At 26.7% G+C, this 17,533-nt stretch carries 12 protein-coding genes and 2 pseudogenes; 2 read left to right on the top strand and 12 right to left on the bottom strand.

Going from position 1 to position 17,533, the window contains the following annotated elements; all coding sequences use genetic code 11:
• Positions 1-123: 123 nt before the first annotated feature.
• Positions 124-1,596, bottom strand: coding sequence for a dGTPase (gene dgt / locus ACH5BH_RS01515; RefSeq protein WP_404304224.1), 1,473 nt, complete (start codon positions 1,594-1,596; stop codon positions 124-126).
• Positions 1,556-2,305, bottom strand: a complete 750-nt coding sequence (locus ACH5BH_RS01510) for an ion transporter (RefSeq protein ID WP_404304225.1) — start codon at positions 2,303-2,305, stop codon at positions 1,556-1,558. Before ACH5BH_RS01510 ends, dgt begins: the two co-directional genes overlap by 41 nt.
• A gap of 117 nt (positions 2,306-2,422) precedes the next feature.
• On the opposite strand from ACH5BH_RS01510, the gene ACH5BH_RS01505 reads away from it, so the two are divergent.
• Entirely contained in the window at positions 2,423-2,590 is a 168-nt protein-coding gene (locus tag ACH5BH_RS01505; RefSeq protein WP_404304226.1) for a hypothetical protein, read from the top strand.
• Positions 2,591-2,595: 5 nt separating this feature from the next.
• A complete protein-coding gene (aat, locus tag ACH5BH_RS01500) occupies positions 2,596-3,267 on the top strand; it encodes a leucyl/phenylalanyl-tRNA--protein transferase (RefSeq protein WP_423297225.1) in 672 nt (223 codons plus the stop codon).
• A gap of 9 nt (positions 3,268-3,276) precedes the next feature.
• Here the strand turns inward: aat and ACH5BH_RS01495 are convergent, their stop codons facing one another.
• The 10 genes and pseudogenes from ACH5BH_RS01495 to ACH5BH_RS01450 all read right to left on the bottom strand — a co-directional run bounded on the left by ACH5BH_RS01495 (position 3,277) and on the right by ACH5BH_RS01450 (position 17,480).
• Positions 3,277-4,284 carry an FRG domain-containing protein gene (locus ACH5BH_RS01495; protein WP_423297224.1) on the bottom strand — a complete coding sequence of 336 codons (1,008 nt, stop codon included), beginning with the start codon at positions 4,282-4,284 and terminating at the stop codon, positions 3,277-3,279.
• Positions 4,285-4,347: 63 nt separating this feature from the next.
• Positions 4,348-5,493: a Wadjet anti-phage system protein JetD domain-containing protein gene (locus ACH5BH_RS01490; protein ID WP_423297223.1), complete on the bottom strand. Its 1,146-nt coding sequence runs from the start codon at positions 5,491-5,493 to the stop codon at positions 4,348-4,350.
• The gene (locus ACH5BH_RS01485; RefSeq protein ID WP_423297222.1) at positions 5,483-9,067 is read right to left on the bottom strand and encodes an ATP-binding protein; all 3,585 of its coding nucleotides are present in this window, start codon (positions 9,065-9,067) and stop codon (positions 5,483-5,485) included. The genes ACH5BH_RS01490 and ACH5BH_RS01485 overlap by 11 nt, the downstream gene beginning before the upstream one ends.
• Complete coding sequence (locus ACH5BH_RS01480) at positions 9,054-9,722, bottom strand: DUF4194 domain-containing protein (RefSeq protein WP_423297221.1); 669 nt, start codon at positions 9,720-9,722, stop codon at positions 9,054-9,056. The genes ACH5BH_RS01485 and ACH5BH_RS01480 overlap by 14 nt, the downstream gene beginning before the upstream one ends.
• On the bottom strand, positions 9,712-11,115 hold the full coding sequence (locus tag ACH5BH_RS01475) for a Wadjet anti-phage system protein JetA family protein (protein WP_423297220.1): 1,404 nt from the start codon (positions 11,113-11,115) through the stop codon (positions 9,712-9,714). The genes ACH5BH_RS01480 and ACH5BH_RS01475 overlap by 11 nt, the downstream gene beginning before the upstream one ends.
• Before the next feature lie 88 nt (positions 11,116-11,203).
• A pseudogene (locus ACH5BH_RS01470) lies at positions 11,204-11,851 on the bottom strand (HD-GYP domain-containing protein); the annotation flags it as partial.
• A gap of 216 nt (positions 11,852-12,067) precedes the next feature.
• A pseudogene (locus ACH5BH_RS01465) lies at positions 12,068-12,565 on the bottom strand (hypothetical protein); the annotation flags it as partial.
• A 161-nt stretch (positions 12,566-12,726) separates the two neighbouring features.
• Positions 12,727-15,096, bottom strand: coding sequence for an AAA family ATPase (locus tag ACH5BH_RS01460; protein ID WP_423297219.1), 2,370 nt, complete (start codon positions 15,094-15,096; stop codon positions 12,727-12,729).
• Positions 15,083-16,207, bottom strand: a complete 1,125-nt coding sequence (locus ACH5BH_RS01455; protein WP_423297218.1) for a metallophosphoesterase family protein — start codon at positions 16,205-16,207, stop codon at positions 15,083-15,085. The genes ACH5BH_RS01460 and ACH5BH_RS01455 overlap by 14 nt, the downstream gene beginning before the upstream one ends.
• A 34-nt stretch (positions 16,208-16,241) precedes the next feature.
• The gene (locus ACH5BH_RS01450) at positions 16,242-17,480 is read right to left on the bottom strand and encodes a ComEC/Rec2 family competence protein (RefSeq protein WP_423297217.1); all 1,239 of its coding nucleotides are present in this window, start codon (positions 17,478-17,480) and stop codon (positions 16,242-16,244) included.
• Positions 17,481-17,533 lie beyond the last annotated feature (53 nt).

The raw sequence follows: 17,533 nt of genomic DNA, 5'->3' as shown, positions 1-17,533 counted from the left end.
TTATTTTAAGTTTGTTACAACAATACTAAGAATGATAATCCTTCGTCATTTACACCTCCATATTGTTTCGGATAATGTAATTATAACATCTTTTTAACTTAAAAGCAACTTAAAAGTGGTTAGTTACTTTAAAGCATTTAATGTTTTATATTCATCAAGAGCAAAATCATCTGTCATACCTGAGATATAGTCAATAAGTAGTCTTGCCCTTAAATACCACTCTTCTAGCTTATATTTATCACTATTTTTACTATGTTCTATATCATCTAAACTATTTTTATAAGCTACTATATGTTTTGAAGATAACCGCTTTACTAACCTCTGAGAAAGAAAACAAGGAATATTTTTATCACTAATTAAATCAAAAAATTCAGTATTTGATAATTTTAATAAGGGTGTATATATATCAAGTAGTGAACTTAATATCTTATGCCCTTTTAATTCTAAAGTTTGTTTATCCTTATTACTATAAATATACTTAACAGATATTTCTTGTAAAATATTAATAGCTTTTGTATATTTACTATTTTTATCAAACTCTAAAAGAGCATCATTAAATTCACCATTAAAGATTTTTTCATGATTTTGAACATAAATATCTGATACATGTTCAACTAAAGCATGAGTAAGTTTTGCTCTTGTTAAAGTTAAGAAAAGATTGAATTGATAAGGTTCATCTTCATTCTCTTTTGCTTTTTTATAAAAGCCTTCAACTAAATCATGTAAATAAGTCTCCCCTATTTTCTCACAATGCTCTTTTATAAGTCTATAAACATCTTCAAATTTTAATATACCTTTATCAACTGCATCTTCCATATCTGCATTTAAATAAGAAATATCATCAGCAGCTTCCATGATATAAGTTATTGGAAATCTACAACCTTTTTTTATATTTAAAGTCTCACATATTTCTTTTACTATATCTTTTTCAGAATAGTAAAATCCAGGTTTTTTCATAAGATAACTATATGGATGGTCTTTGGATGGTCTTTTTTCATAAGCTGCTCTTGAGTATTTTAAAATTGCTGCTATTTGAGTATAAGATAGATTTAATCTTTGAAGTTTAGTTACAACTCTTATAGCTTGGGCATTTCCATCAAAATTACAAATATCTTCCACTAACATCTCTTTAAACTCTTGATTTTCTTCTTCTACATCAACTAAATCATCAAGAAGCTTTACACCTTTATTTCTCATCCAATCATTTATAGCAACTTCTGCAAAATGTCCAAAAGGAGGATTACCTATATCATGAAGTAAACTAGTCATTTCAGCAGTTGAAACAAAAGCATCACCTAATTCATCTAAACCATGTTTTTTATCAAGTTTTTTTATAATAGTTTTTGCTATATATCTTGATGTTTGAGAAACTTCAAGGGAGTGAGTAAGTCTACTTCTTACAGCTGCATTTAACTCTAAAGGAAAAACTTGTGTTTTTTTCTGTAATCTTCTTAAAGCAGGAGCTGATAATATACGTCCTCTATCACTTTCAAAAGAATTATTTATATCTTTTATTGGATACATTTGCCTATGTATTGTAATTTTATTATTATAATCAATCATCTTTTTCTCTTTTTTTATTATGTTTTTTTTCATTTATTTTCTCTAACAATGCAGATGTAAAAATACTGCCAGGAATTGCATAAAATGCTATTCCTAAAAAGCTCACTATTGTAGTCAAAATTCTACCCATAACAGTAACTGGATACATATCTCCATATCCTACAGTTGTAAAAGTAATAACAGCCCACCACATAGCAGTAATCATACTTGTAAAAACCTCAGGTTGAGCATCTTTTTCAAAATAGTAAACCAAAGGAGTGATAGTTAAAAGTAATACAAAAAGCACTACTGTAATAAATAAAAACTCTTCTTTTTTCTCTTTTATAATTGAACTTATTAAATTATCAAATTCACCAAATTTTGCCAATCTAAATAGTTTAAATATTCTTAAAATTCGTAAAGCTCTTAAAAATCCAAAATCAAGATTAAACATAGACAAATAAAAAGGCAAAATCGCTATTAAATCAATAATCATATAAGGTCTAAATAGGTATTTTACTATTTTAGCTTTATAGGAAATACTATAAACTCTTAAAAGATATTCTATACTAAAAAGCACTACATTTATAAAGTTTATCGTACTTAAGATATTAAAATATTGGGATAAACTTTTTTCAGTTTGTAAAAATAAAACTGCAATACTTATAAAAATATTTAAAAATATAGCTACTTGTATAATCGTTCCATATTTATGCTTTCGTGGATTTTCAAAAATGATGTATAATTCTTGTTTTAACTTCATAAGTTCTTTATTTTTTTGGATTTTAGTAATAATTTATCTTATCAGCTTCCAACTTACACTTTGGTTTATTATTTTTTAAAAAAACTAATATATAATTGAATTTTTAAAGGATATATAATGTTTGAAAAAATCAAAGAGTTTTTTAAAGAAGAAGAGAAATTTCCTTGTATTATTTGGGATGGTAAAATGATGAAATACTTAGATTTAAGTCAAAAAGAAATTGATAATATAAAAAACAACCCAAAATATAAAAACTGGACAGTAACTAAAAAGGATGAGTGCTAAAATAAATGGAACTATTAGACAAAGAATATGGAATATACTTACTAGATTTAAACAATTATGAGTTTCCAACACTAAGCATGATGAAGGATGATTTAGTTGCTGTGGGAGGTGATTTTCATCCTCAAAGACTTATAAATGCTTACTCAAATGGACTTTTTCCTTGGTTTATAGATGAATACAATCATATTCATTGGTATAGTCCAAATAAAAGAATGATACTTTACCCAAGTGAAATGAAAGTATCAAAAAGCCTAAAAAAATCCATAAAAAATAAAGGCTTTATAATAAAAACAAATGAAAACTTTGAAGAAGTTATAAAAAACTGTGCCCAAGCAAAAAGAAAACATGAAGATGATACCTGGATAAATGATGATTTTATTCAAGCTTATACAAATCTATATAAATTAGGTTATGCCTACTCTATTGAGACTTATTTAGATGATGAGTTAGTTGGTGGTTTATATGGGGTTTTAATTGATGATGTGTTTTGTGGAGAGAGTATGTTCGCTAAAGTAAGTGATGCTTCTAAAGTTGCTTTTTATCACTTGTGCCAACAAGCCAAAGAAAATGATATAAGACTAATTGACTGCCAAGTACATAATGACCACTTAGCAAGCCTTGGAGCTTATGAAATACCAAGAGAAGAGTATTTTAAACTTTTATATAAGAAGGATTAAACCTCTTTGTCATCTAAACTTTACTTTTTTTAAAGTTTGGTGAAACTTATTGTCCCAATATTTAAAATCTGTTTCAACCAAGTTATTCCATGATAGTTTATTATCTTCCACAATTTGGATTTTTAAAATATCTAAAACTTCTTCTTTATTTTGTAACTCACTACCATTCCAAGTTTTGAATCTTTTTAAAGCCTTTTTCAGTTGATTTTCTGTGAAAGAGGTTAAAGTTTTATACTCATTTGCTAAAGCAGCCGCACTATCATTTGGAAATAGAACTTTACCTTTATCAAATTGCTTCCAAATTTTTCTTGATTGGCTACTGGAATGTCTAAAATAATGTTTTTCAACTCCAAAAATATTATCTAAATTAGTGCCTTTACTCAATTTCAAAACACTTGCTTTTTGTTCTTCTGGTCTAGGCAAAGGTTGCCAACCTAAATACTCTAGTTCTATGTCATTATCAAGGGTTTTTATAGCAGGAGATAACATCATCTCATTTATTCTATATATTACTCCATGTTTTGAAGAATTCAATATAGGATAATATTTTCCATCTACATATTTGCATGTAGCAAAAAAAGAAGCTACATCAAAACTATTTGTAATATCTAGATAATTTGTATGCAATTCGTAGTGTTGTGCAAGACCTGTAAGATTAAGACAAAGAGAGTTTTCACCAAACGGAGGTAACGACTGAATATATTTTATAAAGGGATGCACTTCTAAAATATCTTCAAATGCAATAGTTCTACAAATACTTAAAAACTGTTCTGCATTTGATTTACACCTATCTAAAGTTGTATTACACACTCCAAAATCCTCAATTTGTCCTCTATATTGAAACGTAGCAAAACTTATTCCACTTTTAAAATGTAAGCAACCATTTATTCCTACCAAAGCATATAAGCCTTCAATATCACTATATTCAATCCCTCTATAGTTGAATTTTTTACCTGTATTGACAGGTTTAACTCTCAATTTTTGCTTTAAAGATTTTAAATTAGGATAAAAAATCATTTTCTCACTTTACTCTAAGAATATTAAAAATACATACTATCAAATAAATGATTAAATAATTTATTATAAAGTATTGACATCAATAAATTCTTGGTCTAAAAATAGCTTTTTCTCTTTTAAAAATGGAATCAACTCATCATTTGTATACTTACATAAAGTGCTTGTAACTAACTTTTGATTTTGTTTATTTGTATCTTCACAAAAGTGTGAGTTTCCATCTAAAGCTTCTTTTATCATCAAATCATAAGCAGGAATAAAAGCTTTTAAAGAAGTAAAGTTTCTTTGAAGCTTTTCAAGTATTGAAATACCCTCAAAATCTAAATCTCCCCAAAAGTAAACCTCTTTATCATTTTGATTACTATAAAACCAAGATATAAAATCATCTTTTGTTTCTTTGTTTAATTTACAACCATTATTAAAAAAGAGTTTTGAACCATCTTGAACTCTTAACCTTTTAGCTGTAGCTTTATACCCATGGGCATTTATCAAAATACACTCATCAAAGACTTTATTTTTGCTTTCTATACAAGTAGTAAAAGTTTCTAAGTTTTCTATAAAAAGGATTTTTGAAGCACTAACACTTTTTCCAAAAACTTGAAGAAGGACTGGTTTTTCTTTTAAATCAAAATATTCACAGAAATCTGTTTTATTATCAAATATTTTTGACATACCCCAAAAACATTTGGCTGATTCATGTCTTTGAAGTTTTGTTTTATCCCTAGTTTCTACCCAAACTTTTAGTTTTTCTAAAACTTCTTTATTTGTTTTTTTCTTTATAAAAAAAGGTGACTTCTCTAAAATTTCAAACAATCTACTATTTTCTTCAAAATAGTTTTTTAACTCTTCACTCCATAATTGTTTTTGAGACTTTAGTTTTGGTCTTTTATAAATCTCTCTTAGTAAATCCTCTTTTTCATTTTTGAAAATTAATTTAGCATTTCTTTTTTCAACTAAAGGTAAAAATTCATCTTTTTTTGATGCATTTTTCAATTCAAAAATATCATTGTCTAATAAAACTTTTATATCAAATTCTAAATCAATATCTTCATTAAATTCAGTAGGAAAATATAAAGCTAAAAAGTTTTTCTCATCTAAAGTAAAAGAAATTTTCTTTACTCTTTTTGCTTGTTTATCAAACTTATCTAAAACTTCATTTAGTATTTTTGATATATGTGGATTCTCAAAAGCTTTTAGAAGATTATTGTTCATATACTTTTTCTGCTTTTTGTTTTGCTATTTCAAATAAGTCTTTTTCTTCCTCTTCAAATAGCTTTTTTACCATAGAATTATTTCTTACTTTAAACTCTGCGTAAGTTGTATAATCAAGTTCACTTAAAGGATTTGATTTTCCTGGATGATGAACAAAGTGATAGTTTGTAGATTCTATTTCATAGAAAGTCCCTACATTTTTTGTAGGCATTGCACATATTACTTGGAAACCTAAACTCTCATTTAAGTAACTTAAAATCTCTTTTGATCTTTTTTCATTTGATTTTAAAAAACTCTCATCAATAATAATTGACTCCAAAGAACTAATTGCAGGTTCAAAAGGTTTTAAAGCAGATTGTAGGTTTATTGATCTGATTATATAGTATGAAGTTTCACCTTGACCACCTGAATTTTTACCATTTCTACTTAAAGAAATACTATTTCCATCTATTTCTTGGTAAATATCATAATTGTTATAGTTTCTATAATCAGAAATTCTAATAAGCTCATTTATATGCTTTTCATTATCCATAAACTTATCAAGAAGTGCTTTTGAAATATGTTCAAAGCCTTGCTTATCTAAAGCCTCAAAAAGTGAGTTTTCATCTAAATTAGTTTTTGTTTCATGAATTGCTTTAAAATACTCTTCATACTGCTTCAACTCTTCATCAGCAGGAAACCTTCTAATCTTGTATGTTTCATTTCCAAACTTATGCTTTCTAAGAGTTTCATTTAACCTATCAATAGAATTCTCACCTTGTCTTATATTTGAATAAATAGCATTACAAAAGTCATTTAGAAAAATATTTTTAAACTGCTTATCTGCACTTTCAATATCTTTTTTATATTTAAAAGTTAAAGAGTTATTTTTAACATCAATTTTTTCAAGTAAATCTTTTCTAAAAGTAAGTAATTCATTAAAATGCTCTTCACAAATTATAAGTTCATCAAAACTCAAAGGCTTGGGTAAAGCCACTTTTCCTAACAGGTTTTGACTTGTAAAATAGTTATCAAAATTATGATGTAATTTCTTTAAACTCTCAGAAATATTTTCAGATAAATTATAATCATTTTTTATATCGATTTTATCTAAGATATTTTGTTCATAATTTTCAAAACCAATATTAGTTTCTACTACTAATTTATTATAAATTATTTGAAACATATATCTTGAAGCATCTAGTTTTTTGATTTTATCTTCTAAATCTTTTTGGTTTGTTTGCTCTACTCTATTTTTTTCATTTAAAGACCTAGTATTAGCTCCTAGTTCTTGATTTAGAGCATTTATTTCGTACTTTATACTCTCTTTTCTTTTATTACACTCTTGAATTTGTTTTATTATTTCATCATAATCAGAAGTATCTATTAAAGCTTTTAACTCTTTTGTTTCATGATAAATCTTATGATTGTAAGAAATATTTGAAATATCTTCAAGATTTACTAGTTTATTCTCACTTTTTAGTGTTGATAATACTCTTTTTACTTTATTTAAAATATCAATTTTACTTGTAATCGAATCCGAGTCATTTTCTAAAAGTTCTAACTCATCTTTCATTTTCATAAGAGTTTTTCTTTGGGCTTCTTGTCCAAAAATAAATCTTTGATCTTTTAACTTACAAGTAAAAAGTAAATTAGAACTAGCAGCCTTACAATCTTGTGTAATTCCTCTTTTTATCATAGGTAAAATAGAAGCGTCATTTACTTGTAAAACTTCTGAATATGTACAAATCAAATATGCTAAGGCTTTTTCATCTGATACATCAAGTAGATTAATTATAGAGTCTTCATGTACAGCTTTTCCTCTAAAAGATAGTTCCTCAAGAACCTTTTTGCCTTGAATAATCTTAAGTTTTAAATCATGTTGTTTTACGACTTCTATAGCTTGACTTTCATATTGGCTTGATACAATTACTGCAAACCTATTGTTCGCTATATAACCTTCTATAGCTTCTCTCCAAGTTTCATCTTTAAGCTCAATAAATTCATAAAGTAAATGAACATTGGCTTTTGGAAGGAGTTTTCTTAGGTTTTCAACTGAGTTTTGAATATGTTGAGGACAATAATATCTTGTTTCTTCTAGTGTCTTAATCTCACTTTTTAAAGTAGTTATTTTTTCATCTAAGTCATTATTTTTTACAATAAGGTTTTTATACTCATCTTCTAGTTTTTCTTTTTGTTCTTTAAACTCAAAAGATTCAACTAAACTTGTATAACTATCTTCTAATTTTTCAAGCATAACTCTAAAGTTCGTGATTTCATAGTTTATATCAGATGTATCGATATTACTATTTATGAAATATGTATTAAAAGAGTTATTAACAAACTCTTCTAAAAGTACTTTAAATTCAGATAACAAAATACAAAGTTCTTCAAACTGTTCTGGATTTTTGAAAACCATATTTATATCATTTGATATACTCTCAATTTTTCCAACAAGCCTCATGCTATTTGAAAAAGCTGTATTGAAATTTTTTCGTGCTTCATCAAGTTTAAACTCTAAACTTTCAAGCTCTTTTACCTTGTCATTGCTTTGTTTTGAGATATTTAAATCAATAAGTTTTTCATCTAAACTTTTTTGTTCTTCATCTAGCTTAGTTAAGGCTCTTTGGGATTTTTTGATTTGTTTTTCAAGTTTTTCATATTTTTTTTCATCTTGTATAATCTTATTTTTCTGTTTTAAAACATCATAATGACAAAAAGTAAAATGCTCTTCCCCTAGAACTTGCCATTTTTTAACCAAAGCATAAAGCTTTGAGTCCAACTTATTTAAAACCTCTATTGAGTCTTCAATTTCTCTTGCATCTTTTTTTAACTTATCTAAGGATCTAATAGTATTTGATAAAGAGTTTACTTCTTCTTTCATATTTTTTGGAGATAAAAACTCATTTCTTACAAAACTGTTGATATTTTCAACTGGTCTTGCATGAATAAAATTAGCAAAAGCTTTTGCAGCTTTTGTAGACCGTGAAGATATAGTTTTTAATCTTCCCCATAAAGTGCCATATAAAGTATTTAAATAATCAATCTTATCTGTACAATGAATCACATTGTCTTTGTCATATTTATTACAAAGACTTTTATATAAATCTGTATGATTTAATAACTGCCCTTTCTCATTTGAAAAATCTTCTTTTACAAGTTGAGTATTTCTAATAATATAAAACTTTAAACTATCAAGTTTTGGTTTTTTTTCACCCTTTGATTCTTCAAAATCTACACTTCCCGTAATCAAAGCAGAAAAACAAGCCTCTTCTTCTTTAGGTGAGTTTTGAAAAGTCAAAGCAATAGTACTTCTACAACCAGTTGGTCTTGAAAATTTAAACCTATCTTCACCTGCAAAATAACCTTGAAGAGTTCTATACTCTTTATTTCTCTTTTTATTTTGAGCTTCATCTTGCCCTGCATTGTATTTTACAATTCCATTTTTTGAAGCTGTCATCAAAGTTTGAATTGCATCAAGCATAGTACTTTTACCTACACCTGTTTCACCTGTTAAAAAAACTAAATCAGATAAATCATACTCTCTATTTGGAATATTTGACCAATTAGCAAGAATTAATTTATTCATTTTCATTTGAGATATCCTTATCTTCTACTATTTTTGTTTCTTCTAAAAAAGGTTTTAGCATATCAGGTAAAATAACTTGTTTGATATATGGTCTTATAATCAAAGGAGCGTCTTCACTTTCAAAAACTCCTTTTGCATAGTTTAGAACCTTTAGTCTTCTTAATGTTCTTAAAGCCTCATCTCTTATAGATTTATTTTCATTTGCACTATATGAAAGATATGAAGCTAAAGCTGTATTAAACTCTTCAAGTTCTACTTCTACACTTGCATCATCTTCTATTTGTCCTTCATTGAATTTTTGATTATATAAAATTGCCAAAGCTATTAAATATGCACTCTCTTCACTACTTAAAGACATTGACATATTTGATTTTATATCATCATCCAAATAAGATTGGGGAAAATCAGAACCAGGAGCATAAAGTCGTATTGATAATAAATCTTCATCATGTACTACATTTATATTTATAAGATTTAAATAGTCTTTAACAATACTTTCTAATCTTAAAAAATTATCATAATACTTCTCTTCTTTTTGCGAATCTTCTCTACAAATCACACCATTTTCTAAAAGATATGATGTAATATCTTGAAAATCTTCTAAATCAAGTCCTGCTTCATTTATAAGCTCTACAAATTCATTATAAATACTACTTGCCACTATTTTCCTTTTTTGTGATTATATATTCATCTGTTTCAAAATATATGTTTTTACTTCTATTTTTTGTATATCTTACCTCAAACTTTTCATTATCATGTTTGATTATGTCACTTGCATATAAAGAAATAAGTAAATCTTTTACACTATTTATTTCAAATGCATTATTTGATATTTTTGTTTTATTTGCTTCTTTGAAGTGCTTATTTAAAAACTCATCTATTTCTTTTTGAGAAAATGAAAATGCTAAATGTTTTTGTTGTTCAAAAGTACTTTTTATATAAGCTTCTTTTGGCATAGTAAGCTCAGGTGATAGAAAACTTACTATTTCATTTTTTTTAGCTTTTCTTCTGATTTTTACATTTGAAAGATTTAAGATTTTTAGATTTGGGAATTTTACTGCTTTTCCAATATCTTCTAAAAGTTTCTCTTTTTCTTGCTTGTTTTTAGTTTTTATAATTTTAGCAACTTCATTTATTTCTTTGTTTTTGTTAAAAAATAAAGAGTTCGTTTGTCGAAAGATTACAGTTCCTCTTTGAACATAAGAAGATACTTCCCTCTTTAGTAAAGGAAGTTTCGTATCACAAGCATTTTTAAGTCTAAAATCAATTGCATCTAAAATGTTTTTTAAAGCATTTGGATTATTTTTGTACATAGGAAAGTGAGCCAATAATTTTCTTTGTCTTTTTTCTAAGCCTTCAATACTTAAATCTCTTACAATATCTTCAATATCTAAGATATATCTATTTGCTGAATCCTTACCAAACTTTACAGCAATATCAGAAGCAAACTTTTCTTTTACAAAATCTATAAACTTCCCACCTGCAACTTTTACATCTTCCATGGCAAGCTTCATAAGAAGATTTTTTTCTTCCCTTACATCATTTATATTATCAGTTAAATCTGAAACTATATATTTTGAGAAATTTATAGCATCAATTAAATCAGCTGGATCATCTGATTTTTTATAGGATTCTAAAGAGGCTTTTGTAGCTCTTACATTTCTTTGTCTTGTTGAAATATTCTCTTCATCACTTGCTGCATATAAAGTTTGAGCAAATTTTTTGCCATTTTTAGTAAAATTAAAAGTTTTGATTAATAAAGCTCTATCCATAACAAAATCAATCCAACCACAATCTTTTAGTCTTCTTAAAATATATGAAGCTTTATCTTTTTCATTGTCAAAGTTCGAATCAGTATTATCATTTTGCCAAGGGTTTTCTTGAAGAACTGAGTATATAATATCTCTTGCTTTTTTTCGACCTATTACTTCATCTACAATAAAATCATTCCCATACAAAGAAGAGTAAAGTCTTATTATTGAAGCCTCAACTATATGAGCATTTGCACCTGTAAGAACATTAAAAAAATCTGGATTATTTTGGGTTGTAAGCATAAAAACCTTTATACAATTTATATATTATTATATAGTAATTATATTGAATAAAAGTTAAAGGCAAAAAGGCTTTTAAAAGCCTCTTTTTTTAGTTTTGTATATCTTTAAACATATTTCTTATTTTATAAATTTCATCTAAGTTTTCAAAGAAAATATCTATTAATTTTGGATCAAAGTGTTTTCCTTTTTCTTCTTTAAATAACTCAAATATTCGCTCATCTTCCCAAGCTTTTTTATAAACTCTATCACTTCCAAGAGCATCAAAAACATCAGCAATTGCCGTGATTCTTCCGTAGATATGAATATCTTCACCTTTTAAGCCCCGTGGATAACCACTTCCATCATATTTTTCATGATGATAATATGCAACTATAGAAGCTGCTTTTAAAATAGGTTTTGAAGAATACTTTAACATATCATAACCTAACTGGGCGTGTGTTTTCATAATCTCAAATTCATCAAATGTTAATTTACCTGGTTTATTCAAAATACTATCAGGAATTCCTACCTTTCCTATATCGTGCATAGGAGAAGCTAATTTTAATAGTTCAGCTTCTTTTTCATCTAAACCATATTTTAAAGCTAGCACTTTTGAGTATTCTGCAACTCTTTTTACATGGTTCCCTGTTTCTTTACTTCTAGTTTCAGCAATTTCACCCATAGTATAAATCACTTCTTTTTGAGTATTTGTAATCTCATCATTTAAAGACTCAATTTGATTTATCCCCTCTTTTATTGAAGTTGACATATCTTTTATAGCATAAGATATTTCACCTAATTCATCAGGTCTATTGATTGTTTTAGTATTTGTAAAAGAGCCTTCTTGCACTGATTTTATATTGTTTATAATAATATTTGTATCTTCTTTTAAAACTCTACCAAAGACTACTGCTAGAATTATTGATGACACAAGCATTAGCACACCTATATAAAATACTTCTAATGTTACATGGTTATCAACTACTCCATCTAAATTAAATCTTCTTACTACTAATAAAAGAGTAAGAATTGGTGCTATTGTAAAAATCAAAAACGTCTCAATAATTCTTCTTGATAACTTCTCATTAAAAATAGTATATTGTAACTCTTTACAGATTTTTTTATATCTTTTTTCAAAAATTATATATTCCAATTGGGCTAAAATAGCTGCACCCAAAGTAATATAACTAGATAATATCTTTAAATGACTTGATATAGGAAAATCTGGATACAAAAAATTATGAAGAAAAAAAGCAGTTATTCCTGCAAAAACCCAAGAAATAACACTTAAATAATAAGCTTGTCGTGGTAAAGAGATATTTTTCCTAGGTTCTTTAAATTTATAATATAAAAACTCTCTATAAACTATATGTAAAAGAAAAATAATGAATAAATTTCTAAATAGTTTTTCTGGCTGCAAACCATCAATAAAAGGACAAACATTAGTACAAAATGTTTGTAAAAAAGCCAATGATGTCAAAGAGAATAAATATAAAATTATTCTTGTTTTTTTATCTAATAAATCTTGAACTGTAAGTTTTTTAGCTGACAAGGAAATACCTTTTTAAATAAAATATAAACAAATTATAATAAAACTTTGTTTATAAGCTGTGTACTTCTTAAGTTTTTTATTTATAATTCTATAATATTTTCAAACATTTCTTTTATTTCTATTTCATGACTTATCAAAAAGATTTGTCGATATTGTTCTTTTATTGTATGAAAAGCTTCTAGTATTTCTATTCTTCTATTCTCATCTTGGCTTCCAAACACCTCATCAAAGGCTAAAAATCCTATTGAGTTATTTCCACTAAGTTCAGTCAAAGTCTTTGAAATAGCTATTCTTAAAACTAAGTTTGCCAAATCAACCTCCCCACCACTAAACCTCTCAATAGGATACTTTTTACCTTCATCGTAAATATAAAAATCAAAATCATTTGACACTTCTATATGCTGATACTTTCCTTTTGTGATTTGAGAATACATACTTGAAGCAATATCAGAAATTCTAGGTGCTACTTTTGCATTTAGTTTTGTTTTAAAACTTGCTAGACTTATTTTGATTTTGTCATAATCTTTTAAATCATCTTGTTTAGTTCCTAGTTTCTCTAACTGTTTATTATTGTTATCTAAAGCTTGATTTATGTTTTTTATTTGTTCTTGGATAGTAGCTACTTGAACTTTTATATCATTTAACTCATTTGAAATCTCATCTTTTGATTTTAGTATTTGTTCATACTCTTTTTTCTTCTCTTCATGCTCTTTTATATCATAGGTTACACTTTTATATTCTAACTCTTTTTCATTGTAGTCAAGTTCATATTTTTTTATATTTTCATTTGTACTTGCCAAGTCTTCTTTTACACTATCAACTCTTTTAAGCATAGCTTCTAAACTTAATACATACTCATACTTTTGTTTTAATAGTTTTTGTCTTTCAAGTAATAAGTTATGTTCTTCTTCTACATAGTTTATGTTTTCTAGTTTTTCCAACTGTGCTTTATTTTTTAAGCCCTGCTCTTTTACTTTCTCAAAATGTTCTTTTTCACTTAATAAATCTCTTTTTTGATTTTCCATAAGATTTATCTTTTTTGAAAGTTCTAAATTTTCCTCACTTAAACTCTTATAAGCTTCATCAAACTCTTTTAGCTGAGCTTCAAGTAAGTCTTTTTGCTCTTTTAAAAAATCAATCTTTTCTTTTTCAGTTTTATTTACTATTTGCTCAAGTGAATTTAGTACCAAATCATACTCTTCAAGTAAAGGTCTTGTACAAGTAGGACAAGCTGAGTCTTTTCCTAAAAGCTGAATCTTTTCAATCTTTTTATTTATATCTTCTATTAACTTTTGCTCCCCTGCTATTTGTGAGCTTAGTTTATTTATTTCTAGTTGGTTTTTCTTTATATTTTGAGATAAATCTTCTAAAGTTGTTTCCATACTTTTTTGCTTTTCAACTGCTTGCTCATAAGAAGAGGTTTCATGCTCTAATCTTGAAATAGTATCTCTTGATTTTTTATAGTGCTCTCTTAAATTCTCTTGTTCTTGTAAAAGTGACTGTTTTTTAATATTAGCAGACTTTAACTCTTCTTGTATTTTAATAGCCTCATGAAGCTGTGTGTACTCTTGTTTTACAGACTCTAAGCCCTTTAACTCTTTTTGTTTTAAAGCCAAGTTATCTAACTCTTGCTTTAGTTTATTGCTGTTTTGAATATGTGAGTTTATAGTAGATTTTAAAAGCTCACATTTAGAGAATAAATCTTGTTTTTTATCTTTTGTTTCTTGCAGGAAATCTAAAGTTTTTTTAATATCAAGGCTTTTTAAAGTAGTTTCGTCAAGCTGTTTTATTTTTATATCTTGCTTTTGTTTTAACTCTTTTTCTAAAAGCTCATACTCTTCTTTTTGTTTTTTCTTTTCTTCTACCTCATCTTGTGGCATTAAAAACTCAGCAAATGCAGTTATCTCTCTTTTTAACTCTCGGCTTTTTTCAATTAGTTCTTTTTCAATAAAATCTATCTTTTCTAAACCAAGAAGCTTTCTAATCATCTTTTTTCTATCTTCGTTTTTTAGACTACTTAAACTAGTAAGCTCTTTTTGTGAAGCAAATAGTGTATGTAAAAAAGCATCTTTACTCATCTTGATTAGATTTACTATAGATGTAGTTACTTCTTTTGCTCCAGAAGTTATAAGCTCATCAGCTTTAAAAAACTTAGCATTAGCACTTAAGGTCTTTCCTCTAAACTCTCTTCTTACACTATAGTCAACACTTTCATACTCAAACTCTAACTCAACTACAACTGGGTCTTTTGAAGTCGCGTTTGCATTTCTTACTACTTCTTTATAACCTTTTGTTTTAAGCTCCCCATATAAAGCAAAGAAGATAGCTTCAAAGATAGTAGATTTTCCACTACCATTTTTTCCTATTATTCCTACTAAACCTTGGTTAAACTCTAAGGTAAACTGCTCATATCTTTTAAAATTTTCTAGTTTTAGTTTAGTTAATATCATCACTTACCTCTTCTTCATACTTAGCAAATAACTCTTTTACTTTTTGTTTGAGCCTATCACTTTCTATCTCATCTAAACTATCCTCTTTTATATGTTCTATAAAAAACTCTTCAAGGCTTATGGCTTCTATCTCTTCTAAGTCTTGTGTATTTGTATCTTTTTTAAACTCTCTTTTTATAGTTACACTCATAGCTTCACTAAATAGCTCTTTTATATCTTTATTTGATATATCAATAGACTGCATTGGTGTCAAATCTTTTAGTACTACTTCTACAATGGCGTCTTTTATATCACTTGTATCAAGTTTTTCTATACTTTGCTCATAGTTTGTACAATCAATCTGTTTTGATAAAATTGATCTTATATTTATCTCTTTATATTCAACTTGAAGTTTCTCTTCTAAAGTTACTACTACAAAACCTTTTGAGTTTCTTTTGTCATTTAGACTAGTTCTCTCTGTACTTCCACTATAATAAACATTTTCATGTTTTCCAACATTTCCAAAACCATGCCAGTGACCAAGGGCTACATAATCCATTTTTTCAAAGATATACTCTTTTGAAGCAGGATATACCCACTCTCCAAACTCTTGCATAAGATACCAAGCTCCCACACTACAGTGTAACATCATGATATTTTTTCTATTTTCATCTATGTTTTGCTCACATAGTTCTATTTGGTTCTGGGCTATTGTCTCATCGTTCATGTGTGGTAAGGTGTGAAATACAATATCATCAAATTCTATTTTTTTATACTTTTGATTATATGAAACATAGATGTTTTTATAGTTTTCAAATATCTTTAAAATAGGACTACTTAGATTTGTTCTAGGTGTTGAGTGATTTCCTGCTATTAAAACAAAAGGTATATCTAAAGAGCTTATTTCTCTTATCTTTTCTAATGCAAAAGTAATAGCTCTATTGCTAGGACTTGCTCTATGAAACAAATCTCCTGTATGGATTATATAATCAGGTTTTATTTGTTTTATTTGCTCTACTACTTGTGTAAATGCATCATAAAAATCTGCTTCTCTTTGGTTTACATTATTTTCATCTAATATATCTAAATCATTGTAACCTAAGTGAGTATCTGAGAAATGAACTATCTTCAAAGTTTCGCCTTTTTTTGATTTGTAAAATTATATCTTAGATATATAAATACACAGTAAAAGCAAATAATAAAATATTTAACAAATAAAAAGCCTTTTTATTAAAAATCGAGTAAAAAGAAAAAAACATAAAAATAAGCAAAAACCAAAGGCTTGTTATTTTATCAAAGGGTTTAAATTCATAAGATAAAAACATTAAAATATACTCATCTAAAAAACCACCAAAAGAAAAGATGTGAGCAAAAAGCTCCAAAGGATAAAATAAAGTAAAAGCCATAGTTACAAAAGGTGAAAGCATTTGCTCATAAGTAGTCAAAGGAAAAAAGTAATGCACCAAAGGATTCATAGCCAAATAAATCCAAAAATTAAAAAGAAGCAGATGTAAAAGTTTGTTTTTTATATCTTTGAAATACTGTATATACAAAAAGATATAAAAAACTCCAAAAATAGAAAACCATAAAGAAAGTGAAAATATATACTTAGGAAATAGTGAAAGCACAAAGGCTAAGACTATAAACAAGGTAGTAAAAGAAAAAAGCTTGATATTACACCGCAGAAGATAAATACCCATAGCCATCATCACAAAAGCTCTTGTCAAAGAAGCCACAAAACCCGTAAAGATGAGGTAAAAAAATAGTAAAGCTAAAGTAATAAGCAATATATCAAACCTTTTATTTCTATACGGAAAATATCTTAAATGAAAAAAAGCATAAGGATAATAAACAATACCATAGATTATAAAACTTAAAACAGCAAGGTGAAAACCGCTCAGAGCGATGAGATGACTAATACCATAATTGGTACAAACCTCTCTTAACTCTTTTGAAATTGGCTTAGCAAAAAACAAAGCAGAAAAGAGTTCTTGTATCATTTCGTTATGATGTTGTGAAGTTGTATAGTCTATAAGTCTTGATGAAAAACCATCTTTTTTTTCTAGTTTATCAAAATAGACACTCTTTACATAAAAACCTTTTAAAAAATCTATAAAAGTTATATCTATAGTTATAAACGCCAAATTTAAAATATCATACTTCAAAACTTGTGTATTTTTGTCAAAATTTGTAAAAATTGTAAAATTTTTATTTTTCAATTTTAGTACATCATAGTTTTCTTTTTCATAAATATTTTGAACTTCAACTTTTGACTCATAAATTTCCTCATGGATTAACTCTTGGTATTTTGCATACTCAATAGATAGATTTATAAAAAACACAGATAGTACAAAAGTTGTCAATACTATATAATTATAGTATTTATATTTATAGTATATAATCATAAATATTATTATACAAAAACAAACTTATATGCTATAATCTTAATTCTAGCTTT

The organism is Arcobacter rhizosphaerae, assembly GCF_049472155.1.
Classification (GTDB): domain Bacteria; phylum Campylobacterota; class Campylobacteria; order Campylobacterales; family Arcobacteraceae; genus Arcobacter_B.
This window is presented reverse-complemented; position numbering and strand designations above follow the sequence as displayed.

Bases quoted from the DNA above. Each gene is read 5' to 3' on its own strand.
- ACH5BH_RS01485 (WP_423297222.1), bottom strand. From the start codon at position 9,067: ATGAAAATGAATAAATTAATTCTTGCTAATTGGTCAAATATTCCAAAT.
- ACH5BH_RS01460 (WP_423297219.1), bottom strand. From the start codon at position 15,096: ATGATATTAACTAAACTAAAACTAGAAAATTTTAAAAGATATGAGCAG.
- ACH5BH_RS01495 (WP_423297224.1), bottom strand. From the start codon at position 4,284: ATGATTTTTTATCCTAATTTAAAATCTTTAAAGCAAAAATTGAGAGTT.
- ACH5BH_RS01490 (WP_423297223.1), bottom strand. From the start codon at position 5,493: ATGAACAATAATCTTCTAAAAGCTTTTGAGAATCCACATATATCAAAA.
- ACH5BH_RS01450 (WP_423297217.1), bottom strand. From the start codon at position 17,480: ATGATTATATACTATAAATATAAATACTATAATTATATAGTATTGACA.
- aat (WP_423297225.1), top strand. From the start codon at position 2,596: ATGGAACTATTAGACAAAGAATATGGAATATACTTACTAGATTTAAAC.
- ACH5BH_RS01510 (WP_404304225.1), bottom strand. From the start codon at position 2,305: ATGAAGTTAAAACAAGAATTATACATCATTTTTGAAAATCCACGAAAG.
- ACH5BH_RS01505 (WP_404304226.1), top strand. From the start codon at position 2,423: ATGTTTGAAAAAATCAAAGAGTTTTTTAAAGAAGAAGAGAAATTTCCT.
- dgt (WP_404304224.1), bottom strand. From the start codon at position 1,596: ATGAAAAAAAACATAATAAAAAAAGAGAAAAAGATGATTGATTATAAT.
- ACH5BH_RS01475 (WP_423297220.1), bottom strand. From the start codon at position 11,115: ATGCTTACAACCCAAAATAATCCAGATTTTTTTAATGTTCTTACAGGT.